The sequence below is a fragment of the Pectobacterium sp. IFB5596 genome (assembly GCF_021432585.1).
GTDB lineage: Bacteria > Pseudomonadota > Gammaproteobacteria > Enterobacterales > Enterobacteriaceae > Pectobacterium > Pectobacterium punjabense.
Map to the genome: position 1 here is coordinate 31,568 of NZ_LXFY01000033.1, position 24,568 is coordinate 56,135.

The 24,568-nt window shown below is 50.6% G+C and carries 17 protein-coding genes; 10 read left to right on the forward strand and 7 right to left on the reverse strand.

All coding sequences use genetic code 11. The features are described 5' to 3' along the window. Window positions 1-167: 167 nt before the first annotated feature. The 4 genes from nifJ to A6301_RS21060 all read left to right on the forward strand — a co-directional run bounded on the left by nifJ (window position 168) and on the right by A6301_RS21060 (window position 6,515). Window positions 168-3,701, forward strand: a complete 3,534-nt coding sequence (gene nifJ, locus A6301_RS21045; protein ID WP_234258664.1) for a pyruvate:ferredoxin (flavodoxin) oxidoreductase — start codon at window positions 168-170, stop codon at window positions 3,699-3,701. Window positions 3,702-3,907: 206 nt separating this feature from the next. Beyond that, entirely contained in the window at window positions 3,908-4,444 is a 537-nt protein-coding gene (gene cybB, locus A6301_RS21050; protein WP_107170371.1) for a cytochrome b561, read from the forward strand. Between the two features lie 21 nt (window positions 4,445-4,465). Continuing rightward, window positions 4,466-5,263, forward strand: coding sequence for a deaminated glutathione amidase (locus A6301_RS21055; RefSeq protein WP_215483866.1), 798 nt, complete (start codon window positions 4,466-4,468; stop codon window positions 5,261-5,263). Between the two features lie 181 nt (window positions 5,264-5,444). After that, window positions 5,445-6,515 (forward strand): L,D-transpeptidase family protein, encoded by a 1,071-nt coding sequence (locus A6301_RS21060; protein WP_205541140.1) that lies wholly within the window; start codon window positions 5,445-5,447, stop codon window positions 6,513-6,515. Between the two features lie 61 nt (window positions 6,516-6,576). On the opposite strand, the gene A6301_RS21065 is transcribed toward A6301_RS21060, so the two are convergent. Next, a complete protein-coding gene (locus A6301_RS21065) occupies window positions 6,577-7,857 on the reverse strand; it encodes an O-acetylhomoserine aminocarboxypropyltransferase/cysteine synthase family protein (RefSeq protein WP_107170374.1) in 1,281 nt (426 codons plus the stop codon). A 322-nt stretch (window positions 7,858-8,179) separates the two neighbouring features. Between A6301_RS21065 and A6301_RS21070 the strand changes: the two genes are divergently transcribed. Then, window positions 8,180-9,667: a mannitol dehydrogenase family protein gene (locus A6301_RS21070; protein WP_234258665.1), complete on the forward strand. Its 1,488-nt coding sequence runs from the start codon at window positions 8,180-8,182 to the stop codon at window positions 9,665-9,667. Here A6301_RS21070 and A6301_RS21075 read toward each other — a convergent pair. Further along, a complete protein-coding gene (locus tag A6301_RS21075) occupies window positions 9,660-10,034 on the reverse strand; it encodes a hypothetical protein (protein ID WP_107170376.1) in 375 nt (124 codons plus the stop codon). The two genes, A6301_RS21070 and A6301_RS21075, sit on opposite strands and share 8 nt — an antisense overlap. 384 nt (window positions 10,035-10,418) lie before the next feature. On the opposite strand from A6301_RS21075, the gene A6301_RS21080 reads away from it, so the two are divergent. Beyond that, on the forward strand, window positions 10,419-11,945 hold the full coding sequence (locus tag A6301_RS21080) for an MFS transporter (protein ID WP_107170377.1): 1,527 nt from the start codon (window positions 10,419-10,421) through the stop codon (window positions 11,943-11,945). A gap of 141 nt (window positions 11,946-12,086) precedes the next feature. Here the strand turns inward: A6301_RS21080 and A6301_RS21085 are convergent, their stop codons facing one another. The 5 genes from A6301_RS21085 to A6301_RS21105 all read right to left on the reverse strand — a co-directional run bounded on the left by A6301_RS21085 (window position 12,087) and on the right by A6301_RS21105 (window position 18,444). After that, window positions 12,087-13,097: an AI-2E family transporter gene (locus A6301_RS21085; protein WP_107170378.1), complete on the reverse strand. Its 1,011-nt coding sequence runs from the start codon at window positions 13,095-13,097 to the stop codon at window positions 12,087-12,089. 182 nt (window positions 13,098-13,279) lie between these two features. Further along, window positions 13,280-14,227, reverse strand: a complete 948-nt coding sequence (locus A6301_RS21090) for a FecR domain-containing protein (protein ID WP_215483869.1) — start codon at window positions 14,225-14,227, stop codon at window positions 13,280-13,282. Continuing rightward, on the reverse strand, window positions 14,224-14,748 hold the full coding sequence (locus A6301_RS21095; protein ID WP_107170380.1) for a sigma-70 family RNA polymerase sigma factor: 525 nt from the start codon (window positions 14,746-14,748) through the stop codon (window positions 14,224-14,226). Before A6301_RS21095 ends, A6301_RS21090 begins: the two co-directional genes overlap by 4 nt. A 173-nt stretch (window positions 14,749-14,921) precedes the next feature. Continuing rightward, window positions 14,922-17,306, reverse strand: a complete 2,385-nt coding sequence (locus A6301_RS21100) for a TonB-dependent siderophore receptor (RefSeq protein WP_234258666.1) — start codon at window positions 17,304-17,306, stop codon at window positions 14,922-14,924. A gap of 745 nt (window positions 17,307-18,051) precedes the next feature. Continuing rightward, window positions 18,052-18,444, reverse strand: coding sequence for a transcriptional regulator (locus tag A6301_RS21105; protein ID WP_107170381.1), 393 nt, complete (start codon window positions 18,442-18,444; stop codon window positions 18,052-18,054). Window positions 18,445-19,345: 901 nt separating this feature from the next. On the opposite strand from A6301_RS21105, the gene acs reads away from it, so the two are divergent. The 4 genes from acs to A6301_RS21125 all read left to right on the forward strand — a co-directional run bounded on the left by acs (window position 19,346) and on the right by A6301_RS21125 (window position 24,560). Then, window positions 19,346-21,307 carry an acetate--CoA ligase gene (gene acs, locus A6301_RS21110; RefSeq protein ID WP_234258668.1) on the forward strand — a complete coding sequence of 654 codons (1,962 nt, stop codon included), beginning with the start codon at window positions 19,346-19,348 and terminating at the stop codon, window positions 21,305-21,307. Window positions 21,308-21,431: 124 nt separating this feature from the next. Next, window positions 21,432-21,743: a DUF485 domain-containing protein gene (locus A6301_RS21115; protein WP_234258669.1), complete on the forward strand. Its 312-nt coding sequence runs from the start codon at window positions 21,432-21,434 to the stop codon at window positions 21,741-21,743. Then, entirely contained in the window at window positions 21,740-23,398 is a 1,659-nt protein-coding gene (gene actP, locus A6301_RS21120; protein ID WP_107170384.1) for a cation/acetate symporter ActP, read from the forward strand. The genes A6301_RS21115 and actP overlap by 4 nt, the downstream gene beginning before the upstream one ends. A 253-nt stretch (window positions 23,399-23,651) precedes the next feature. Further along, window positions 23,652-24,560 carry an Rpn family recombination-promoting nuclease/putative transposase gene (locus A6301_RS21125; protein WP_095993715.1) on the forward strand — a complete coding sequence of 303 codons (909 nt, stop codon included), beginning with the start codon at window positions 23,652-23,654 and terminating at the stop codon, window positions 24,558-24,560. Window positions 24,561-24,568 lie beyond the last annotated feature (8 nt).

The following is a 24,568-nucleotide window of genomic DNA, read 5'->3' on the forward strand; positions in this document are numbered from 1 at the left end:
ATAAAACACATATTGATACAACTCCGCATACATCGTTCCACCCTCTTTTTTCCTGAAATGCGATAATCCTCCGATAAAAATCGTATTTTCGTTTATGCCCTGTCATTTTCATCGCCCGAAAAGACCATGCAAAATGAGGGGCTTAGTGAGCAAGAAGGCTATAAGTCATGATCACCACCGACGGTAATAACGCAGTCGCCTCTGTGGCGTGGCGAAGCAATGAAGTCATCGCCATCTACCCCATAACTCCCAGTTCCAGCATGGCTGAACACGCCGCTGCCTGGTCGAGCGACGGTGGGCTGAACATATGGGGAGACACGCCACGCGTTGTTGAAATGCAATCGGAAGGCGGCGCGATCGCTACCGTCCACGGCGCATTGCAGACAGGTACACTCGCCACCACGTTTACCTCATCGCAGGGTTTGCTGCTGATGATCCCCACGCTATATAAGCTGGCTGGTGAGTTAACACCGTTCGTATTGCACGTCGCTGCCCGTACGGTTGCTACGCATGCACTTTCCATCTTTTGCGATCATTCGGACGTCATGGCGGTACGCCAGACAGGCTGTGCCATGCTGTGCGCCAGCAATGTGCAGGAAGCGCAGGACTTCGCGCTGATTTCACAGATTGCCAGTTTGAACAGCCGCCTACCGTTTATCCATTTCTTCGACGGTTTCCGTACCTCACACGAAATCAATAAAATTGAGCCGCTGAGTGATGAGGTTATCCGCCAGCTTCTACCACAGCAGGCTATTGATGCACACCGTGAGCGAGCACTCACACCAGAACGTCCAGTGATTCGTGGTACGGCATCTAACCCAGATACTTTCTTCCAGGCGCGTGAAGCCACCAATCGGTGGTATGACGCTGCTTATGAGCACGTCGAACAGGCGATGAATGATTTCGCCGCTGCCACAGGACGCCAGTACCAGCCATTTGAATACTATGGCCACCCAGAAGCGACAAAAGTCGTCATTCTAATGGGTTCTGGCGTCGGCACCTGCGAAGAAGTGGTTGATACCCTGTTGACGCACGGCGAGAAAGTTGGCGTAGTGAAAATTCGCCTGTACCGTCCGTTCTCCGCCAAACATCTGCTGGCCGTCATTCCACAGACGGCAAAGAGTATTGCGGTACTGGATCGAACTAAAGAGCCGGGTGCACTGGCAGAACCCCTGTATCTCGATGTGATGACCACGCTGGCAGAAGCGTTCTCCGCAGGTGAGCGTTCACTTATGCCACGTGTGATTGGCGGCCGTTACGGACTGTCTTCCAAAGAATTTACCCCGCAGTGCATACAGGCCATCTTTAATGAGTTAGCGCTTGCTAACCCACGCCCCCGTTTCACCGTCGGGATTTATGACGATGTCACCAATCTGTCTCTGCCGCTGCCGGAACAGCACTTTCCAAGCAGTGCCTCACTCGAAGCCTTGTTCTACGGTTTGGGTAGTGACGGCACCGTTTCTGCGACCAAGAACGCCATCAAAATCGTCGGTGAAACCACGCCGATGTTTGTACAGGGCTACTTTGTCTATGACTCGAAGAAAGCCGGTAGCCTGACGGTTTCCCACATGCGTGTTGGTCCGCATCCGATAAACTCAGCTTATCTGATCGATCAGGCTGATTTTGTCGCCTGCCATCAGTGGCAGTTTATCGACAAGTACAGCATGGTCGAACGACTAAAGCCCGGCGGCGTTTTCCTGATTAACTCGCCGTATAGCAGCGATGACCTGTGGCACCGATTGCCACAGGAAGTGCAAGCTGGGCTTAATCAGCGTAATGCGCGTGTGTACAGTATCAACGCGGCCAAAATTGCCCGAGAGTGCCATCTGGGCGCACGTATTAACACTGTGATGCAGATGGCGTTCTTTCACTTGTCGCAGATTCTGCCAGCAGATGTAGCGGTAGAAAAACTCCGTACCGCCATCGCCAAGAGCTACGGCAGTAAAGGTCAAGAGTTGGTTGAGCGTAACTGGCAGGCGCTGAGCGCCACGCTGGAAGCACTAGCGGAAGTCCCACGAGAAGCCGTCAATCCAGACAGCCCGCAACGCCCACCAGTGGTTTCTGACGCCGCACCCGATTTCGTCAAGACCGTCACAGCGGCCATGCTGGCTGGGCTGGGTGATACGCTGCCCGTTTCTGCGCTGCCACCCGATGGCACCTGGCCGACTGGCACCACCAAGTGGGAAAAACGCAATATCGCGGAAGAAATTCCGCTGTGGCAACCGCAGCTCTGTACGCAGTGTAACCACTGTGTCGCCGCCTGCCCACATTCGGCCATCCGCGCTAAAGTTGTCCAGCCCGATGCAATGGAGAATGCGCCTGCTTCGCTGCAATCATTGGATGTAAAAGCACGCGACATGCGCGGCCAGAAATACGTGTTGCAGGTCGCTCCAGAAGACTGCACTGGCTGTAATTTATGTGTTGAAGTCTGTCCGGCCAAAGACCGTCAGAACCCAGAAATCAAAGCCATCAATATGGAATCCCGTCTGGATAATCTGACGGCGGAAAAAGAGAACTTCGATTTCTTCCTCCAACTGCCGGAAATCGACAAATCCACGTTGGAACGTATTGATATCCGTACTTCTCAGCTGATTTCACCGCTGTTCGAGTATTCCGGTGCCTGTTCCGGCTGTGGCGAAACGCCGTACATCAAGCTGTTAACCCAGCTCTATGGCGATCGTCTGCTGGTAGCGAATGCGACGGGCTGCTCGTCTATTTATGGCGGTAACCTGCCTACTACGCCGTGGACTACCGATGCCAACGGTCGCGGCCCAGCCTGGGCTAACTCGCTGTTCGAGGATAACGCCGAATTCGGTCTGGGCTTCCGTCTGAGCGTCGATCAACACCGTCAGCGCGCCGTACGCTTACTCAATAAACTGGCACCACAGCTGCCACAAGATCTGGTCAATGCCTTGCAGGAAGCGTCCATCGCGCCTGATTTGCGCCGTCAGCAGATTGAGCAATTACGTGGATTGCTCAAAGCCGTCAATGATGCCGACGCCAAGGTGCTGGCGAACGAAGCCGACCACTTTGTCGATAAATCCATCTGGCTCATCGGTGGTGACGGCTGGGCGTATGACATCGGCTATGGCGGGTTGGATCACGTTATGAGCCTGAGCGAAAACGTCAACGTGCTGGTGCTGGATACGCAGTGTTACTCCAATACTGGCGGCCAGCAGTCCAAAGCGACACCGTTGGGCGCCGTGACTAAATTTGGTGAGAAAGGGAAACGCAAAGCGCGTAAAGATCTGGGCATCAACGTCATGATGTACGGTCACGTGTATGTTGCACAGATCTCGCTGGGTGCACAGCTGAATCAAACGGTGAAAGCGATTCAGGAAGCGGAAGCCTGGCCGGGTCCGTCACTCATTATCGCCTACAGCCCGTGTGAAGAACACGGTTACGATCTGGCATTCAGCCACGATCAGATGCGTCAGTTGACGGCAACCGGCTTCTGGCCACTCTATCGCTTCGATCCACGTCGTGCCGAAGAAGGGAAAGCGGCGCTGGTGACGGATTCTCGTCCGCCATCAAGCAGCCTGAGTGAAACGCTGCTGAAAGAGCAACGCTTCCGCCGCCTGAATAGCATGATGCCGGAAGAAACCGCACAGCTCTATGAAGAAGCAGAGCTGGATCTGCGCCGCCGCTTTGACTTCCTGACCATGATGGCAGGCAAGGCAGAGAAAAGCCCACAGGAATAACTTTCCCCCCAAACCGGCTTCGGCCGGTTTTTTTATATCCCTGTTTTCCTATCCAAACGGGAGGAAGAACTAAGCATCCGCCGCTGATAACCCAGTTTGTCAGGCTGGGTAAAGAAGGGCTGACAAGAGGCGCGTTACCTTATACTTTATGGGATTATTCGCTCGTTACGGTGTTAAATCGATCTCAACGTTGCAGAGGATGAAACATGAAAGGAAAGTTCGCACCATCGCAGATTGCACTGCACTGGCTGGTTTTTATATTGCTCGTTGTTACCTATGCCACAATAGAATTACGCGGATTTGCTGAACGAGGTTCACTGCTGCGCACCGTGATGATCGTGACGCATTTTAGCTGTGGCGTAGCCATACTGGTTCTTATGCTGGCTCGTCTGTTCTTACGCCATCGACACACCTCACCCGCGATTACACCCCCCCCGTCCCGTTTGCAGAGTGCGCTGGGTTCACTCACCCACGCTATCATTTATCTACTGTTTATCACGCTGCCGATACTGGGCGTAGCCTCGCGTTACTACAACGGCCGGGACTGGATGCTTTTTGGTATCGGTATGCCAACATCAAGCACGCCGAATTTCGAACTGGCCGAAACGCTGATTGGCTGGCATGAAACGCTGGCGCCGCTAGGATACTGGCTCATTGCACTGCATACCGCAGCCGCCCTGTTCCACCACTATATTATGAAAGACAACACGCTGCTGCGCATGATGCCAGCCAAGCGTGATTAATCAGGCAACGAAGGAGCAAGAATGAAAGTCGCGCTGGGACAATTCGCCGTTGACCGCGAGTGGCAAAAAAACGCCACGACCATTGCTGAGTTTATGTCAGCAGCACAGCAAAACGGTGCCGATCTGCTGGTGCTGCCTGAAGGTGTGCTGGCTCGCGATATCACCAACCCGAATATGGTGCTCACCGCCGCTCAACCGCTCGATGGCCCGTTTGTGTCGCATCTGCTGGAGGCCAGCAAAGGCAGCGACATGACAACCATGCTGTGCGTGCATCTCCCAAATGGCGAAGGAAAAGTCTGGAACACGCTGCTGGCGCTGCGTAACGGTGAGATTATTGCCCAATACCGAAAGCTGCATCTGTACGATGCATTTTCCGTACAAGAGTCGGAAAACGTTCTGGCAGGCGAAGCCATCCCGCCGTTATTAACCATCGCTGGGTTAAACGTCGGGCTGATGACCTGCTATGACATTCGCTTCCCTGAGCTTGCACGTCGCCTGGTACTGGACGGCGCAGATGTACTTGTTCTCCCTTCTGCCTGGATTAAAGGGCCACTAAAAGAAGCGCATTGGGAGCTACTGGTACGTACAAGAGCACTGGAAAACACGACCTATCTCGTCGCCGTTGGCGAATGCGGCGTCAAAAATATCGGCAACAGTATGGTCGTCGATCCTTTAGGCGTTGTCGTAGTTCAGGCACCGGAAACACCCGCGCTGGTCTATGCCGATATTCAGTCAGAACGGCTGGCGCACGCCCGTCAGGTTCTTCCGGTACTCGCTAATCGACGCTTTCAAAAACCCATGCTGGAAGGGGAAAACTGAGTCAGCGATAGACTGGATAAGCCAGCTATCTCATTGGCGCATCAAAAAGTGTGATTAGTTGCACATGTTGTTTCCCTAGAAGACCATTCTGCACATATAATGCGCATCCGGTCTTTATCGACCCAAGCAGCCCGGCCTCCCTATTCGGAGGCGCATTTATCACTCAAATAAAGAAATGAAAATGAGTATTCGCGCGATCTTTACTTTAGTTTTTGCAGCCGCCGCATTCAGCCAGGCCGCTTTTGCCGTTGTTTATCCCCTGCCCGCGGCTAATAGCCGACTGGTAGGCGAGAATATCGAAATCACCATACCGGAAGATAGCACGCAGCCGTTGGAGCATTTTGCCGCACAGTTCCAAATGGGACTAAGCAACATGATGGAAGCCAACCCAGATGCGGACGTCTACCTGCCCGTTCCCGGCAGTAAAATGGTGATCCCTCATCAGTTAATTCTGCCAGATGCACCGCGTGAAGGCATTGTCATCAACAGCGCAGAAATGCGTCTGTATTACTACCCGAAAGGCTCCAAGACCGTGGTCGTACTGCCTATCGGTATTGGCGAATTGGGTAAAGATACGCCGATTAACTGGACAACCTCCGTTCAGCGCAAGAAAGCAGGTCCAACCTGGACGCCAACCGCCAAGATGCACGCAGAATATGCGGCACGCGGTGAAACGCTGCAAAAAGTATTCCCAGCAGGCCCAGATAACCCAATGGGGCTGTATGCACTTTACATCGGTAACCTGTACGCCATCCACGGCACCAACGCCAATTTCGGTATTGGCTTACGCGTAAGCCACGGCTGTGTGCGTCTGCGTGCTGATGATATTAAATATCTATTCAACACTGTTCCGGTCGGTACACGTGTTCAGTTCATCAATGAACCAGTGAAAGCCACCGTTGAGCCAGATGGTTCACGTTATGTCGAAGTTCACAATCCGCTGTCCCGTACGGTAGAAGAATTCCATTCTGATTCTCCAGCACCGATCAGCATGACGCCAAAAGTGAGCAAAGTTCTGGCTGATGCCAGCGTGAACACCAGTGAAGTGGATCAGGCAATTCAGAGACGTTCTGGTATGCCGACCAAAATCAATGGTCTGATCGAACAAGCCACGCCTGCCATTCCGGTTGAATCTGTTGCTGCGCCAATCGCTCCAGAAGCACAGCCGCAAGATAGCCTTAATGCGGATCAAAATACCGCGCCAGTTGAGTCACAAGCGACGACGGCAGAGGCCAACGCCAGCCGTTCGTAATCGTCATAACGCGTTGGAAACCGACTCAGGTTTCCAACGCGTTTCTCAAACGCCAGACGGTTTAATTTTTCTGCGAGGCCTCCAGCGCCTGCGCCACATCAGCGATGATGTCGTCAATGTGCTCGATACCCACTGAAATTCTAACCAAATCTTCACTCACTCCCGCTTTCGCCAGCTCTTCCGCATTCAGTTGCCGATGTGTCGTACTTGCAGGATGACACGCAAGCGATTTGGCATCACCAATATTAACCAGTCGTAAGATCATCTTCAGTGCATCAATAAAATGACCACCCGACGCTTTCCCGCCTTTAATACCAAAGCTGATAATCCCAGATGCCTTACCTGAGGTAATTTTGTCGCAGTTCGCTTTGTATGGGCTATCCGGCAACGCGCCATAGTTCACCCACGTCACCAGCGGATGCTGATTCAGATAGCCAGCCAGCGCCTCCGCATTGCTGCAATGGCGTTCTATGCGCAGGCTGAGGGTTTCCAATCCCTGCAACAACAGAAACGTGCTGTGAGGAGAAAGCGCCGCCCCCGTGTTGCGCAAAGGCACCACGCGGCAACGCCCAATATAGGCTGCCGGACCGAAAGCATCGGTGTACACCACTCCGTGGTAAGAAGGATCGGGCTCATTTAATAACGGGAAACGCGCTTTATTCGCGACCCAGTCAAACTTGCCAGAATCGATAATCGCACCGCCGATCGTGGTGCCATGACCGCCAATATATTTGGTCAGCGAGTGGACAACGATATCTGCGCCGTGCTCAAAAGGCCGGCACAGCACAGGAGTCGCCACTGTGTTATCGACAATCACCGGGACGCCGTGGCGGTGCGCAATCTCCGCAATTTTGGCAATGTCTACAATATTTCCCGCAGGATTCCCGATAGATTCGCAAAAAACAGCGCGAGTGCGCTCATCAATCAGCGATTCTAACGTTGTAAAGTCATCGAAAGAGGCCATCCGTACTTCAACCCCCTGACGCGGCAATGTGTGAGCAAACAGGTTATAGGTGCCGCCATACAGCTGGCTGGTGCTGACGATATTGTCACCAACCTGCGTGAGAGCCTGAAGCGAATAGGTAATTGCCGCCATGCCGGATGAAAGCACCAGCGCACCAATTCCCCCTTCGATCGCCGCCAAGCGCTGTTCCAGCACGGCATTCGTCGGGTTCATGATGCGGCTATAGATATTGCCTGCCACCTTCAGATCAAACAGATCGGCACCGTGCTGCGTGTCGTCAAAGGTGTAAGAGGTCGTTTGATAAATCGGCACAGCAGCAGACTTCGTTGTCGCTTCAGACTCATAACCATGATGGAGCGCGAGGGATTCAAGTTTCATCTTACAGACCTTGTTGTTGATCGTTGGAGTGAGGAAAATATTGAGACAAAATAGCAGACTACAATCGGGAAAAGCACTTGATGATGTAGAAGAAATGGAGATAAGTTAGTAAAAACAAGACTAAATTTCAGCGTTACATTATTACGCTGGAGCCCCCTCACAAAACCGCGCACTGCCACTGAACAGAATCTGAAAAAGTACTCAAATTTGCGCAGAGAAAAAAACGTGCGCGCCGTAACCTATCTGTGCGTAGCGTATTGCACCGCCTGCAAATCACAGCTACTTTTAACGTCATGGATCTCCCCACCCAAAAGCGCAATAAATGACTGATAAAATAAAAAATATCGCCACCTGCGAACTACCCAGTACCGTTCAGTTCCCCCACTACGATCGCCAGGCGCTGAAGCCGCGTATCGTCCATATCGGTTTTGGCGCTTTTCATCGCGCTCATCAGGCGCTGCTCACCGATCGCGTACTGAATAGGGTGGGAGGTGACTGGGGGATTTGTGAAGTTGTGCTATTCAGCGACGACACCATGATCAACGCACTTCGTCAGCAGGATCATCTGTTTACCGTGCTGGAAAAAGCCGCAACGGGCAATCAACCCATTGTCGTCGGTGCCGTATGCGAATCGTTACATGCCAAAATAGAAGGCATTGACGCCATTATTGAGAAACTCGCGGCGCCAGAAACGGCCATCGTTTCCCTGACGATTACCGAAAAAGGCTATTGCATGGACGGTGCGAGCGGCAAGCTGGATCGTACCAATAAACTGATTCAGCAGGATCTTGCCGATCCACGCCATCCCGCCTCCGTACCGGGGTTACTGGCGGAAGCGTTGCGCTTGCGCCACGAACGTGGGATTGCACCGTTCACCGTACTCTCCTGTGATAACGTGCCAGAGAATGGCAAAACGGCCAAAGCCGCCGTGCTGGAATCCGCGGGGATCAACGATCAGAACCTGATCGATTGGATCAACGCTAATGTTTCCTTCCCCAACACAATGGTGGATCGCATTGTCCCTGCTGCGACGCCTGAAGCGTTGCAGGAAATTGCCGATCACCTTGGCGTCGCCGATCCCTGCGCGATAGCCTGTGAGCCCTTTATTCAATGGGTGATTGAAGATCGCTTCACTGCCGGACGTCCAGAGTGGGAAAAGGCAGGCGTACAGCTGGTGCATGATGTTCTGCCGTTTGAGGAAATGAAGCTGCGCATGTTGAACGGCAGCCACTCATTTTTAGCCTATCTTGGCTATCTCGCCGGGTATGATCACGTCAGCGATTGTATGAATGATGAGAACTATCGCCGGGCCGTGTCCCACCTGATGTTGCTAGAGCAGGCACCGACGCTCAGCGTAGTAGATATTGATCTGAAAGACTACGCCGTTCAACTACTTACCCGCTTTTCCAATCCGGCACTCAAGCATCGAACCTGGCAGATCGCGATGGACGGTTCACAGAAGCTGCCTCAACGTATGTTGGAATCCTTGCGTTGGCATGTGCGCAATGGCGGAGACTATCGCGCTCTAGCCCTGGGGATCGCAGGCTGGATGCGCTATGTCAGCGGAAAAGATGATGCAGGTAACCCAATCGAAATTCGCGATCCGCTAGCTGACAAGCTCGGACACATCGTTGCGGAAACCTCAGATAGTGCCGAGCGGGTCAGTGCGTTTCTCAATATTCGCTCTATTTTCGGCGAGGATCTGCCAGCAAACCACGATGTATTTAACGCCATCGCACAGGCTTATTTGAAGCTGCGCGATCACGGTGCCAAAAACACCGTGGCTGCACTGGTACAAGACATTAAATAACAATAAACCCAAGCAGGCCAAGGTACAACGCACTCTGGACACCCAACGCCAGAGTGCGGCTTTTACCTTTTGTTTCATCCAGCCACGGCAGCGCTGACCAGCTCATTCCCCCACCGATCACCGCAATCACCAACATCGCTGCGGCAACCAACCAGACAAGCTTATCCAGCAGCGAATTGGGGAACAGTATTTGCAACGCAGAAACCACAAGAAACAACGTGACGCAGCGTAATACCCCGACCACAATACCTGCGCGATCTCTCAACCCACGCGGCGCGGACGCCGGTAACCAAGCCTGAAAAGCAAACAACCCAACCACAGCAATAAAAATCACATAAATAATGGCATAGACCAGCAAATGACTCACGTTACGGCTCCTGATGAGGGAATACGATAAAGCACACTGCTCGGGATGATGACGACATTTCCTCTATGAGGTCAATGCGTTATTGCACACCACGCTATCGATTTGTGGGGCAGCGCTCACTATTGCCTCGTCACCCCGCTTGCATGCCGATCACTTCACTGTAATAAATCTACACATTTTGTAAATTAAGAACATAAACAGAAAATCAAAAAACAATAAAAAGCAAATTAAAATATCTAATTTCATGATCAACCTGACAGATCGCCATTAAAAGCACTCAAAAGCGTGATCGTCAGTTTACTTTCTTTTCAATAGAGCAAATTATAAAGAAATGATAGTTCAATCGAACTGAAATATTGTTTCATATTTGTAATTAGGCTGATCATGAATAAACCAATCTCTTTTAAACACACCTTCTGCTACGGCAGCGCAAACCTGCTTGGCAGTGGCGCGCTCGCTATCAGCGGCGCATGGCTGATGTACTTTTACACCACATTTTGTGGGTTAACATTGGTTCAGGCTGCTGCTATTTTTTCTGTCGCCAGCATCATTGATGCTATCAGTAACCCTATCATGGGATACATCAGCGATAACTTCTACAACACCCGTATTGGTCGCCTGTTTGGCCGCCGACGCTTCTTTATTTTGCTAGGTGCACCGCTGGTACTGGTTTACCCCATGCTGTGGGTTGAGGGCTTTGGCTTCTGGTACTATCTGGCGACATACGTGCTGTTCGAGCTGATTTATACCTCGATCATGGTGCCGTATGAAACGCTGGCTACCGAAATGACTTCCGACTTTAAACTGCGCTCTAAGCTGACAGGTTCTAAAGCCATTTTCGGTAAAATCGCCAACTTCCTGGCAGCGTTCATTCCAGGGCAGTTTATTGCCATCTACGGTAAAGATTCTGCAACGCCATTCTTCTACACCGGACTGGTCTATGGTGCCATCATGTGTGCGGCAATGATCGCGCTGTATATGACATCCTGGGAGCGTCCGGTAAACGAAATCGTACGTGAAAGCACGTCCAGCCTGTGGCAAGCCATGAAAAAGCTGAGCGTGGATATGGTCTCTACCTTCCGCCTGCGTATTTTCCGCAAGCATCTGGGGATGTACCTGTTTGGCTTCGGCGCGGAATGGCTTTTCGCTTCTGCGTTTACCTACTTCATCGTCTTTGGTCTGAAACAAAACACGGCGCTGGTGTCACACCTCAACAGTTTCAGCTCCGTCATGCAGCTTATTTCTACCGCAGCCTTCATCGGTATTTGCGTGAAAATGGGCTTCGCACGACCGTTCCGTCTGGCACTGATGGTAGTGATTGTCAGCGTATTGGCCTATGCCGCGCTCTATTTCACAAACTGGTCAGAAGACATGACCATCTTCGTTCTGTTTGCGATTACCGCTGTATTTGGTCTGAGCACTGGTGGTATCTACTACATTCCCTGGACGGTTTATACCTTCCTGGCCGATGTGGATGAAGTCCTGACTGGACGTCGCCGTGAAGGCATTTACGCAGGTGCAATGACGTTTGCTGGCAAAATGGTGCGTTCCGTCATTGTCTTCGCGATGGGTTGGACGCTGAGCCAATTTGGGTTTGTCTCCGGGCAGTCAGTACAGCCGGAATCTGCCGTACAGGCGATTGTTGGCGTGTTCTCACTGGGCGTTATCGCTCTTGCGCTGGTTGCGATTTACTACACGACGCAGATGAAACTGGATCGTAAGAACCACGCCATTCTGCTGGAAGAAATTGCACGTATCAAAGCGGGTGGCGCCATTGCCGATGTACCCGCTCATGCTCGTGCAGTCGCAGAAGAGCTGACAGGTTGGGAATATGAGAAGTGCTGGGGCAACAACCCGTTAGGTGTTCAGTCAGAAGAGACGAAACCTCAGGTTGCAACGGCGCAACATTAATCGAAGCCAATCATTTATACAGACGTTTATTGAAAACCATCAGCCCAATCTCGTATTGGGCTGATTTATTTTGGCTTTTTGACTCGCAGAGCAAGCAAGATATGGCAGGCGATCGCGTCAATCACCAGCCAGAGTGCAGGATTAAATCAGTGACGCTTCTTTCAACTCACTTTTCAGGTAGGCGTAGTATATCGGCGCGGCAATCACACCGGACAGACCAAATGCCGCTTCAAACACAAGCATCGCCAGTAGGATTTCCCACGCGTGTGCCTTGATCCTCGTCCCGACTATTTGTGCATTCAGGAAATACTCAAGCTTGTGAATCAGCATTAAATACACCAGCGCAACCAACGCGATCGGCAACGAAAGGGATAAACCAGAAAGAAAAACGATCGAATTAGAGATCAGGTTACCGATAACCGGTAGCAGGCCAAAAACAAAGGTGAGCACCACCAGCGTTTTGGCAAACGGCAGATGAATACCACACAGCGGCAGAGCGCCAAGAATAAAAATGGCGGACAATACCGTGTTAACCGCAGAAATTTTTACCTGAGCGAAAACGATGTTGCGAAACGATGCCGACAGCAGTGAAACACGGCGCAGCAACTCCGCTTTTAGCAGTGGCTTTTCCGTATCCTGATCGACGTTATAAAGCGAGACAATCGCGCCAAGCACCATACCGATGAGCATCGTCACAAACCCATGCAGGAAGCTTTTCCCCATGTTCTGCAACATCACAATGTGTGCCTGAACCCATTGCAGCAACTCATGCTGAAGCTCTTCAATACTGACCGGCAAATATCCCGGTAAGTAGTGAACAATCTGCTGCTGGATATCATTAAGGATATAGCCAATACGCACGTTGAACGCCGCGGTATCCTTCATTTCCTGCATCAACAACCCGACCAGACTGCCAAACAATAAGCTCAGCAGGCTGACTACCAGCGTGCTGATTACTGCGACTACAATCCAACGGGCGCGTTTGCCGCTGATGACCCGTTGAAAATAGGGGGTCAGCAAATTGACAATTTCATACACCAAAAAGCCAGCAATGAAACAGGCCAGCAAGCGTAAAGGCAGCAATATAAACAGGCCACCCATGATAAAGAAAAAGCTCAGCAGGCGAGCTTGTTTCAGGTTCAGTAACTGCATGATGACATCCTGTATGAAGAGGCAACACCGAGAATACCCTTTGTGGAGTATGCTACGCCTTTTTCAGCATCAACAGATTGATATATATGCGCTAGATTTGTGTCTACTCTGCGAGTGATAACCAACCAGATAACAAACGAGGCGTATTTTTGGTGTTTTATCAGCGAAATACCAGCAGTGTTTTAGCTCGGGCGGATATCAATCCACCAGGAAAAACGCCTTGTCACCTTCACGGGTAACGTCCGTGTCAGTGCATCAAGCAAGCGCTCGGTCTCTTGTAGTGGAAAAACGCCCGAAATTCGTAGATTCACAACAGCAGAATCAACATGAAAATACCCATTGTGATAACGGGAAATTTCATTGATGAACTGCCCTAGCGGCATGCTGTCCGCCACCAGTTGCCCTTTGCGCCAGCTCTGGCGGAAACTCTCAACGGGTGCAGGTTCGCTGCACCTGTCACGGGTAAAAATAACCTGCTGCCCAGCGACTACGCGCTGCGCGGCAGGCACTGCCGTTTGTAGCAAAACCTCACCGCGAAAAACAGAGAGAACGCTGTGGGCGGACGTATAGCGTAGTGCCAATTGGCAGGCGTGCGCCGCAGCAGCGAGATCGCCATGTGGCGTGGTCAACCTGACTGCATGGGCCGTTTGGTTATCCAGCATCAGCTCACCTTTGATCAATTGAAACGTCAGCGGCTGAGACAACGCAGGGTTACCCTGTTGATTCAATGACGAATCCGTATTGAGCCAGAGGGTCATGCCCTTTTCGATGCTAAGTTCACGGGTTTCTCCCGTACCGGTACGGTAATCCGCAGCATAGCTTTCCCACGGCAGACTAAAGCCTACGCCACCGGTGAGACTAGCAATCACCAACAACTTGAGCATACGCCGACGTTCTTCGCCGCGCTTACTCAGCACCGAGGAGGCTAATCGACTGTCTACCGCATGGAAACGGGCATGAATCTGTTCAACCTGCTGCCAGGCAAGACGATGGGAGTCATCTTGATGTAGCCAACGCTGCCATGTCTGACGATCGTGTTCAGAACAATCTTCGTCATACAGCGTGGCATACCACTCTGCGGCAGCATAAAGAACGTCTTTCGGGATAGAGGAAGTGATAGAAGAAATCATAAGTCCTGACACAATAGACAATTCAGCATTGCCTGTGCCATATATTTTTTCACCATCCGCTCGGAAACGGCTAATTGTTCAGCCACCTGCCGATAGGTCAAACCGTCAAGATGCACCAGCAAAAATGCCTGACGTACTTTACCCGGTAACGTCGATAGCATCTGTTCTATAGCCAGCAACGCATCAACCACCATAGCCTGCTGTTCCAATGAGGGCGAAAAGGTAAATTCCTGCTCTGCCAGCACCTGAAGATAGGCATGCTCGATATCTTTACGTCGCCAGTGATTCACCATCAGCCCATGAGCCACGGTCGTCAGCCAGGCGCGCGGTTCGCGGATGCGATCGGTCTGATGCTGGTAGATCAAACGTAGAAACGTATCCTGTGCCAAATCCGCAGCCTGCTGTGAACACCCCAAACGCCGACGCAACCATGCCTGCAACCAAGCATGGTGGTCATGATAAATTTGCTGAACGCTTAAAGTTTCAGGCTGATTAGGGCAGACAGCAGTGGGACTCTTCACGGTATTCGCTCAACGTGGCAGCAATGAAATGATTTTCATTATCATTAAAAGCAAAGTCAACGACTATTCACGCCGATCGTACCGATTACAGTAAAACGGAGGGGTTGCATGGCCTATAATGCAAAAAAGAAAGAAGCCCGAAGGCTTCTTTCAGTCCTATTCGAAGCGGAAGATTACCAGCGATAGCTGACATTCGCGCTAACGTTACGGCCTTCGCCGTAGTAGCACCAGAAATCGCACGCACTGACATACTCACGGTTTGTCAGGTTGGTGGCATTAACCTGCAATCGCCAGTCTTTACTGAAATCATAGGCGATCATCGCATCCCATAACGTATAAGCTGGAACTTTCAAGTTCCGACTTTCAATTTTATCACCGAATGAACTCCCAACGTAACGTACGCCGCTCCCTACCGTCAGCCCTTCAAGTGGGCCAGAGAAAGCGTAGATTGCCCATGCAGAAGCGCTATGTAACGGCAAACCTGCCAGACGTTTTCCCACTTCTTCCACGGTGCCAGACTGCGTTGTCTCAACTTTGTTGTACGTGTAGTTGGCTGTCACTGAAAGACCGGAATACACCTCGCCACTCAGTTCTAACTCAACACCACGAGAGCGTGCTTCACCCGCTTGCACCCGGCGAATAGGGTTATTGATATCTGTCGTCAGGATATTGACCTGATTCAGATTGAAAACGGCAGCTGAAGCATAGCCGTTAAACCCACTCGGAGTGTACTTAACGCCCACCTCAGTTTGCTTGCCCATCGTCGGTTTATATTGCCGTCCTGATGCATCGTAATCGGCGATAGGCAGGAAAGATTCCGCATAGCTGATATAAGGAGAAACTCCATTATCAAACAGATACATCACTCCCGCAGACTTCGTAAATTTGGAATCATCCGTCCGGGAATCAATCCCCATAATTTCATTTTGCGTGCGTGATTTTGACTGGTCGTAACGCCCTCCCAGCAAGAAGATCAACCGTTCATCATATTTGATCTGATTCTGGATATAGTAACCATTCTGATGGCGGCCGGAGCGATGGTAAGAGAGTTGATCGTCACGCAGCATATAGTTGCCATAGACTGGATTGAAAATATCAATCGGGTCGTTAATGAACCGATACTGTGCTGAATTATAAGGTGATAAATCAGCATCGTGACTTTGTGTATTGGCTCGACGATAGTCGAACCCGAGTAGCAGCGTGTTTTCAATATTTTCCCACTGCCATTCGCCAACGAGACGGTTATCGGTAGCCCAGTTTTGCGCAAAGCCGTCGCGGTAGGTCAGCCCACGGTCGGCACGGCGTTCATCTACCATACTTATTGCATAAGCATTACGCAGATCCAAATTCAGATAGGCATAGTTCAGGTTCTGGTGGAACGTCCAGGTGTCGTTCAGATGATGCGTAAACTCATAGCCTAAGTTGAACTGTCGGGTATCGTGGCGGTTCATACCCGGCTCGCCCAGCGACGTTTTATAGCCAACTTTGCCAAACGGCGTGCCATGTAATGTACCGTACGGCAGCTTAAAACCGTTGGTCGTGTCGGACTTCGTATCCATGTAGCTGGCTAACACCGTCAGTTCCGTATTTTCTCCAAGGAACGTAACGCTTGGCGCTAAATAGAAACGTTTGCTCTTCGAGAAATCCATCTCTCCCGAGGTATCACGTGCCAGCGCGACAACACGGTACAGCACCGAACCATCATCATTCAACGGACCTGCACTGTCGACGGCCAGATGGCGATAGTCGTTAGAGCCATATTCCAGCTCCACTTTTCCCTGCGGCAAACGCGTTGGTCGTTTAGTAATGACGTTAACCAGGCCACCCGGTGGGTTTTGCCCGTACAGAACAGAGGCGGGGCCTTTCAGCACTTCGATACGCTCGACGCCAAATGGCTCAATCTGCTGACCATAGAACCCATCTTCATTCAGCGTAGCCAGGCCATTTTGGAACCGGGATTGATCGCTAAATCCACGAATGGTCACCCATTCGGCTTTATTATCCGGCCCATATGGCGTAGCCAGAATCCCGCTGCTGTAACGTAGCGCCTGATCGATTTTTTGTGCTCCGCGCTCTTCGATCTGTTTACCTGTCACAACCGCAACCGCACGCGGCGTCTCTGAAATAGGTACATCCAGCTTCATCGCGGTATTCGGTGGTGCAGTGACAACGATCCGATCGTTTTTAGCAGTAACAGGCGCTGAAACTGGCACTGGTTCACTCGCCATACGCTGTACTAGCGTCGCGCTGCCATCGGCACTGAACTGTGCATTTAAGCCACTGCTGCCAAGAATCTGCTGGAAACCTTGCTCAACGCTGTAGTTTCCCTGCAATCCCGCACCACGTTTACCTGCTACTAATGCAGGGTCGTAAGAAAGTAATACACCAGCCTGTTGTGCAAATTGATTGAGTACCTGATTAAGCGGACCTGATGACACCGCGTATGGTTGGACAGATGCAGCATAGACCACTGCCACTGGCAGCACTGAGGCAAACGATGCCCCAAGTACCCCGGCACGTAAAGTACGCGCCAACAGGTGGGTACGAAATTTGACCATTATTTATCCCCTATCGCATAAGAAACGCTTGTTTTCAGAAGCTATGCCAGTTGAGGGTGTAAAAAGGGGAACTAAAAATCGAAAAATAATTGAAATGATGCATTGTGAATAAAACACAACCATTACGGGAAACCTGTTGTCAATATTGGTAAACCATGCCAGAACCAGTAAAAAAATAGCATCATTCTTATCAACATGTACTGCATGGTCGGAAAGGCCATATTGGCTTAATGACATCAATAATTAGACGAGGGTCTACTTATTTCACTTACCGCGAATTCGGATTCAACAGGCTAAAAATAAAGAAATTTTTCAGAGCTTATTACTCGTATTTAATAAACAGTGATGCTTAAAGGAATAATTCGTGAGCAAACACAAGCGAAAGGGAATAGAGAAGAGAAGAATAGGATAGGATAAAATCGAAACGTTTCGCTGCTTATTTTAAAGAGGCATATTATATACAATAAAATAGTTAACTCTTTATTTTAACTTGTTTTTCACATCCCTGTGGCTAATGAAGTCGGTGTTTATTCTCCATTAGAGGAAAATGGGTACTGCTTTATCGTTCTACTGTCCGTAAACGAATGTGGTAAACAATCTAAGGCAATCGTTTGCTATTGATAAAACGCACCTATGCTAGCAATAATGGCGTTGTTAATAACAATAATTTTTCTTTTGCCATTATCTTTCACTGGAAAATGCGCGAGTCTACGCTTCCGGTCAGATAGTCTACGATTCTTCAAACTTATGAAGCCAAATTTGTTGAAGGCTCAACCGTCTCTTGGTTCAGGATTAGCAAAGAAAGTACCCGGTTTTCAACGTTCAGCTTAGAAAAAGACAGCGTACTGAGCTGCTTTTTCGTAAAGCCATCAGACAACAGATCCGACACCACGCGTGTACTCAACACGTTCGCATTCGTCATAAAGTCGTGATAGGCAAACTTCACATTGATAGGTAGCACATCATCAATTGAGACGGGCGTATTCATTTCAGCACGTAATCCAAAATGGGCGTTGAAGGCAGAATTTGCGCAGACGACTTTACATTTCTCGTCAATCACTGCCACAGCACGCCGATCATTCTGAACTGGTTGAGAAAGCATGCCTAAAATCTCATTCCGGCCAAATATCAGACTCATTGTTTCCTCTGCATCATGCTATGTAAAAAGATATCTCACAGCGCACCATGCCCTCACAGTGCACCATTGATAAGCAATCAACCTACCGGAATACAAAAGGTTTCCGGATTAATAGTGTTCTTCCCTACCCCAGGAAATCACCTGATGAAGAAGGTGAAATCACTAACCAGAACCCTTTACATGTTCTTAGGCTACCAAGGCTCAAACATCTGCCGCCTTACTCGACGTCAGTGATGTTGGGTATATCTATGTTATTTATTTTTGGAAACCGGATATTTCTGAATAAGACACAAAAATAACATTTCACTTTTCTTTGTTGTCAGCAACTTGCTGAGCGGCATCTTTACTCTTTTTAAGAAAGCCAGCATCTGTGCTATGCAACCACCTAGAGTGTAGATTATTCATACTTATCTGCCCGTTGATAATCAGATAAATCTATTTCATTAATAGTCCACATATAATTAACAAATAGAACAAAATATCAACATATGAAACACACTTGAGTGCGCTAAATAGCTGGCTCACGTAGAAATATACTCTGAACAGGATTTTTACTATCGGCTGAATAAGCGGGATCTTTATACCCTTTGATCGTAAAGGGCGATCAAAAACTTGATAACGATAGACATAATCTATTGAAAACAATGAATTGATCGTTAATGACATTATAACAGCATAGATAATTCTACTGACTTTCATATTGTGACATACATCACTTATCGCGTTTTGGCTACCCAAAAAAAGCAGCCTGTTTCCTGAACCAAAAGACTATCTTTTAAGTAACGCTTCATTGCTTTTCCTGCATTGCGTGATCAATCGCGCAAAAAAGAAACAAAGATAACGGGTTAACTACAATTAACCATTATTTGACATAGCATTAACATGTTTAAGGAGAAGCGCTATGACACAACATAATAAACACGCCATTCCCGCTACAATTGCGGAAAATGCACTGATAAATGCCCAGCAATACGAAAATATGTATCGGCTGTCCGTTGACGATCCCGCCACCTTTTGGGGTGAACAGGGAAAGATCGTCGATTGGATCAAACCCTATGAAACGATTAAGAACACCTCATTCGACCCTGGCCACATCCGTATCCGCTGGTTTGAAGACGGGACGCTTAATGTGGCAGCAAACTGCCTAGACCGTCATCTGGCAGAACGTGGCGATCAAACCGCCATTATCTGGGAAGGCGATGACGCAGCAGAAAGTAAGAAAGTCACCTATCGAGAGCTGCACCAATCTGTGTGCCGCTTCGCCAATGTACTGAAGTCACAAGGCGTCAAGAAAGGCGATGTCGTTGCCATTTATATGCCGATGGTGCCGGAAGCAGCAGTAGCCATGTTGGCCTGTGCAAGAATCGGCGCGATTCACTCGGTGATCTTCGGGGGCTTCTCTCCCGAAGCGATTTCCGGGCGTATCATCGATTCCAACGCCAAACTGGTCATTACCGCTGATGAAGGCGTACGTGCCGGACGGGTGATTCCGCTGAAGAAGAATATTGATGAGGCGTTGAAGAATCCGAACGTCACCACTATTTCCAGCGTTATCGTTTTCCGTCGTACGGGAAAGGGCGGCGAATGGAAAGATGGGCGCGATCTGTGGTGGCACGACCTGGTTGAAAAAGCAGACGACCATTGCCCACCAGAAGAGATGAATGCGGAAGATCCCCTCTTTATCCTTTATACATCAGGGTCGACCGGTAAACCCAAAGGCGTACTGCACACCACTGGCGGCTATCTGGTTTATGCCGCGCTGACCTTCAAGTATGTCTTCGACTACCATCCTGGCGACATCTACTGGTGTACGGCGGACGTCGGTTGGGTCACGGGGCATAGCTACCTGCTTTATGGCCCGCTGGCATGCGGTGCGATTACGCTGATGTTTGAAGGCGTGCCAACCTGGCCAGATGCCAGCCGTATGGCACAAGTGGTCGATAAACATCAGGTCAACATCCTCTACACCGCGCCGACCGCAATCCGTGCACTCATGGCCGAAGGTGATAAAGCGATCGAGGGTACATCGCGTGAATCGCTCAGGATCATGGGTTCTGTCGGTGAGCCCATCAACCCGGAAGCCTGGGAGTGGTATTTCAACAAAATTGGCAATGGAAAATGCCCTATCGTCGATACCTGGTGGCAGACGGAAACGGGCGGCTTCATGATCACCCCGCTCCCCGGCGCGATCGAGGCAAAAGCGGGCTCCGCGACACGTCCGTTCTTCGGTGTCCAACCTGCGCTCGTCGACAACCTCGGCAACCCGCAGGCAGGCACCGCTGAAGGCAATCTGGTTATTGTGGATTCCTGGCCGGGTCAGGCACGAACCCTATTTGGCGATCACGACCGCTTTGAGCAAACCTACTTTTCCACCTTTAAAGGCATGTACTTCAGCGGAGACGGCGCACGCCGTGACGAGGATGGTTATTACTGGATCACGGGTCGCGTTGACGACGTGCTGAACGTTTCCGGGCACCGTCTGGGGACGGCGGAAATCGAATCTGCGCTCGTTGCCCACCCCAAGATTGCAGAAGCTGCCGTGGTAGGTATCCCGCACCATATGAAAGGTCAGGCCATTTACGCCTATATCACACTGAACCACGGCGAAGAGCCGTCCAGCGAGCTGTATACGGAAGTGCGTAACTGGGTGCGTAAGGAAATCGGTCCCATTGCCACGCCGGACATTCTACATTGGACAGACTCCTTACCCAAAACGCGATCCGGCAAAATCATGCGCCGTATTTTGCGTAAGATCGCCGCCGGTGACACCAGCAATCTGGGGGATACCTCAACGCTGGCCGATCCTGGCGTCGTCGAAAAACTGCTCGAAGAAAAGCAGGCCATGAGTACCGCCTCTCAATAACTACCTGACCCACCGCTCTCTCCATTCCCGTAAGCCATGACGTGGCTTGCGGGGATGTGGCTGGTGCTAAATCAGGCGGTGACTCGCGGTAAGACCCAACCCTACAGATTACTGGAGACTTACGATGAATGATGCCATTTATCAACGGATTGAAAGTAACCCCTTATTCAGAGAACTGGTTAATAAGCGGCAGCGTTTCGCTGCTTTTCTCTCGCTGATCATGCTGGTGCTTTATGTCGGCTTTATTCTGCTCATTGCCTTTGCGCCCGGCTGGTTAGGAACACCGATCAGCCCTGATTCCAGCATTACCCGCGGCATTCCGATTGGTGTGGGATTGATTGCGATTTCCTTCATTCTGACAGGCGTCTATGTGTATCGCGCTAACGGTGAATTTGATCGTCTGACCAAACAGTTACTGGATGAGGTAAAGCAATGAAAATACGCTTTATGATGCTGTTCGGGCTATTGACGCTGCCGGTGCTTGCGTGGGCGGCGGATGCACTCACGGGAGATGTACAGCGTCAACCGTTGAATATTCAGGCCATCGTGATGTTTCTGCTGTTCGTCGGCGGTACGTTGTATATCACCTACTGGGCGTCGAAGAAAACCCGTTCACGTAGCGATTATTATACGGCTGGCGGCAACATTACTGGTTTCCAGAACGGGCTGGCGATTGCGGGTGACTACATGTCCGCTGCCTCCTTCCTCGGGATTTCTGCGCTGGTCTATACCTCCGGCTACGACGGCCTGATCTACTCACTTGGCTTTTTAGTCGGTTGGCCAATTATCCTGTTTCTGATCGCAGAGCGGCTGCGCAACCTCGGCCGTTATACCTTTGCTGACGTCGCCTCCTATCGCTTGCAGCAGCGCCCAATCCGTAGCCTCTCTGCCTGCGGCTCGCTGGTGGTCGTGGCCCTGTACCTCATCGCACAGATGGTCGGTGCGGGGAAACTTATCGAACTGTTGTTCGGTCTCAACTACCATGTAGCCGTGGTACTGGTTGGTATTTTGATGGTGATGTACGTGATGTTTGGCGGCATGCTCGCCACCACATGGGTACAGATTATCAAAGCCGTCCTACTGCTATTCGGTGCCACCTTTATGGCCGTCATGGTCATGAAATCCGTCGGATTCAGCTTTGACGCACTATTCAAGCAGGCAATGGCGGTTCACCCAAAAGGTGCCTCGATCATGAGCCCCGGCGGACTGGTTTCTGACCCAATTTCCGCGCTCTCTCTCGGGTTAGGTCTGATGTTCGGTACCGCCGGTCTTCCGCACATTTTGATGCGCTTCTTCACCGTCAGCGATGCCAAAGAAGCCCGGAAAAGTGTGTTTTATGCCACAGGGTTCATGGGTTATTTCTACTTCCTGACCTTCATCATCGGCTTCGGTGCCATTCTGTTGGTTAGTGCCAACCCTGCGTTTAAGGACGCGACGGGGGCACTTATTGGCGGGAATAACATGGCGGCCGTGCATCTGGCTGATGCGGTCGGCGGCGACTTCTTCCTCGGCTTTATCTCCGCCGTGGCCTTTGCCACCATTCTGGCCGTCGTCGCCGGGCTAACGCTGGCAGGCGCGTCTGCCGTCTCTCACGATCTTTATTCCAACGTGATTAAGAAAGGGAAAGCGACAGAGCGTGATGAGCTGAAAGTCTCGAAAATCACCGTACTGGTGCTGGGTGTGGTAGCAATTTCGCTCGGTATCCTGTTTGAGAACCAGAATATCGCCTTCATGGTTGGGTTAGCGTTCTCTATCGCTGCCAGCTGTAACTTCCCGATCATTATCATTTCCATGTACTGGTCGAAGCTGACGACACGCGGTGCCATGATTGGCGGTTGGGCGGGTCTGTTAACAGCCGTCATTCTGATGATATTGGGGCCAACTATCTGGGTGAAAATTCTCGGCCACGCCACGCCGATTTATCCTTACGATTATCCAGCGCTCTTCTCCATGCTGGTCGCGTTTATCGGTATCTGGTTCTTCTCCATCACCGATCGCTCCGAAGCCGGACAGCAGGAACGCGCTCGCTTCCATGCACAGTTTGTCCGTTCACAAACTGGCGTCGGCGCTTCAAAAGGCAGTTCCCACTAATACCAGCCTCTCTGGCCCGCATTTCGCGGGCCAGTTCCTTTCAGAAACCCAACGCTTCGCGTTGTTGAAAATTGCTCCTGCGATTTTTTATCGTGGGCTATCCCTGCCCACGACCCTTCGGGCCAACGCTTTGCGTTGTTGAAAATCGCTCCTGCGATTTTTTGCGGGACGGATTCCCAATAATAACCTGCACACTTTTCCTCTCTGAACCATTCACTATGGTGTCAGCATACTCATCACAGGGAAGGATGCGATGCAGCCTCACGATGCCATTTTCAAGCAGTTCTTGAGCGATATTGATATCGCCAGAGATTTTCTTGCCGCTCACTTACCACCCGCTATTCAGCAGCAATGCGATTTCAGTACATTACAGTTGGAGTCAGCATCGTTTATCGAAAACACATTACGCTCACGTCTGTCAGACATGCTGTACTCACTACAAACTCGCTCAGGCTCTGGATATATCTATTGCGTCATAGAGCATCAAAGCCGCCCCGACAAGCTCATGGCTTTCCGGTTATTACGCTATTGCCTTGATGCGATGCAGCAGCATTTATCCCAAGGCCATCAGTCGTTACCCGTGGTTATTCCGCTTTTGTTCTATCACGGCAAACGCAGTCCTTATCCGTATAGTATGCAGTGGCTGGATCATTTCACCGATCCACCGCTGGCAGCACAGGTTTACCATCATGCCTTTCCGCTGATAGACCTGACCGTGATCCCAGATGAAGAGATCAAAACGCACCGTCGTGCCGCACTGCTGGAACTCGTGCAAAAACATATTCGAACACGGGATATGCTGGAATTGGCACACGACATCGGGCTATTATTTGAACACTGGAACCTGTCTTTACCACTGCGGCACGCGTTATTACTGTACGTCGCAAAAGTGGGTAATACATCTGACATAGACAGGTTCATTGATTCAGTGGCTGAGCCCCTGTCAACGCATAAGGAGGACACAATGACCATTGCACAGCAATTACACCAAAGGGGATTTGAGCAGGGGATGCAGGAAGGTATGCAAGAAGGGATGAAATCTAGCGCACTAAACATCGCCCGCCAACTGCTGCAAAACGAGATGGAACTGGAATTAGTTCAGCGCGTGACCCAACTGTCCGATGAAGAGATGGCTCAACTGCTTCGCAGCGAGCAGAAGTAATTTTTTAT

Bases quoted from the DNA above. Each gene is read 5' to 3' on its own strand.
- nifJ (WP_234258664.1), top strand. From the start codon at position 168: ATGATCACCACCGACGGTAATAACGCAGTCGCCTCTGTGGCGTGGCGA.
- cybB (WP_107170371.1), top strand. From the start codon at position 3,908: ATGAAAGGAAAGTTCGCACCATCGCAGATTGCACTGCACTGGCTGGTT.
- A6301_RS21055 (WP_215483866.1), top strand. From the start codon at position 4,466: ATGAAAGTCGCGCTGGGACAATTCGCCGTTGACCGCGAGTGGCAAAAA.
- A6301_RS21060 (WP_205541140.1), top strand. From the start codon at position 5,445: ATGAGTATTCGCGCGATCTTTACTTTAGTTTTTGCAGCCGCCGCATTC.
- A6301_RS21065 (WP_107170374.1), bottom strand. From the start codon at position 7,857: ATGAAACTTGAATCCCTCGCGCTCCATCATGGTTATGAGTCTGAAGCG.
- A6301_RS21070 (WP_234258665.1), top strand. From the start codon at position 8,180: ATGACTGATAAAATAAAAAATATCGCCACCTGCGAACTACCCAGTACC.
- A6301_RS21080 (WP_107170377.1), top strand. From the start codon at position 10,419: ATGAATAAACCAATCTCTTTTAAACACACCTTCTGCTACGGCAGCGCA.
- A6301_RS21085 (WP_107170378.1), bottom strand. From the start codon at position 13,097: ATGCAGTTACTGAACCTGAAACAAGCTCGCCTGCTGAGCTTTTTCTTT.
- A6301_RS21090 (WP_215483869.1), bottom strand. From the start codon at position 14,227: ATGATTTCTTCTATCACTTCCTCTATCCCGAAAGACGTTCTTTATGCT.
- A6301_RS21100 (WP_234258666.1), bottom strand. From the start codon at position 17,306: ATGGTCAAATTTCGTACCCACCTGTTGGCGCGTACTTTACGTGCCGGG.
- A6301_RS21105 (WP_107170381.1), bottom strand. From the start codon at position 18,444: ATGAGTCTGATATTTGGCCGGAATGAGATTTTAGGCATGCTTTCTCAA.
- acs (WP_234258668.1), top strand. From the start codon at position 19,346: ATGACACAACATAATAAACACGCCATTCCCGCTACAATTGCGGAAAAT.
- A6301_RS21115 (WP_234258669.1), top strand. From the start codon at position 21,432: ATGAATGATGCCATTTATCAACGGATTGAAAGTAACCCCTTATTCAGA.
- actP (WP_107170384.1), top strand. From the start codon at position 21,740: ATGAAAATACGCTTTATGATGCTGTTCGGGCTATTGACGCTGCCGGTG.
- A6301_RS21125 (WP_095993715.1), top strand. From the start codon at position 23,652: ATGCAGCCTCACGATGCCATTTTCAAGCAGTTCTTGAGCGATATTGAT.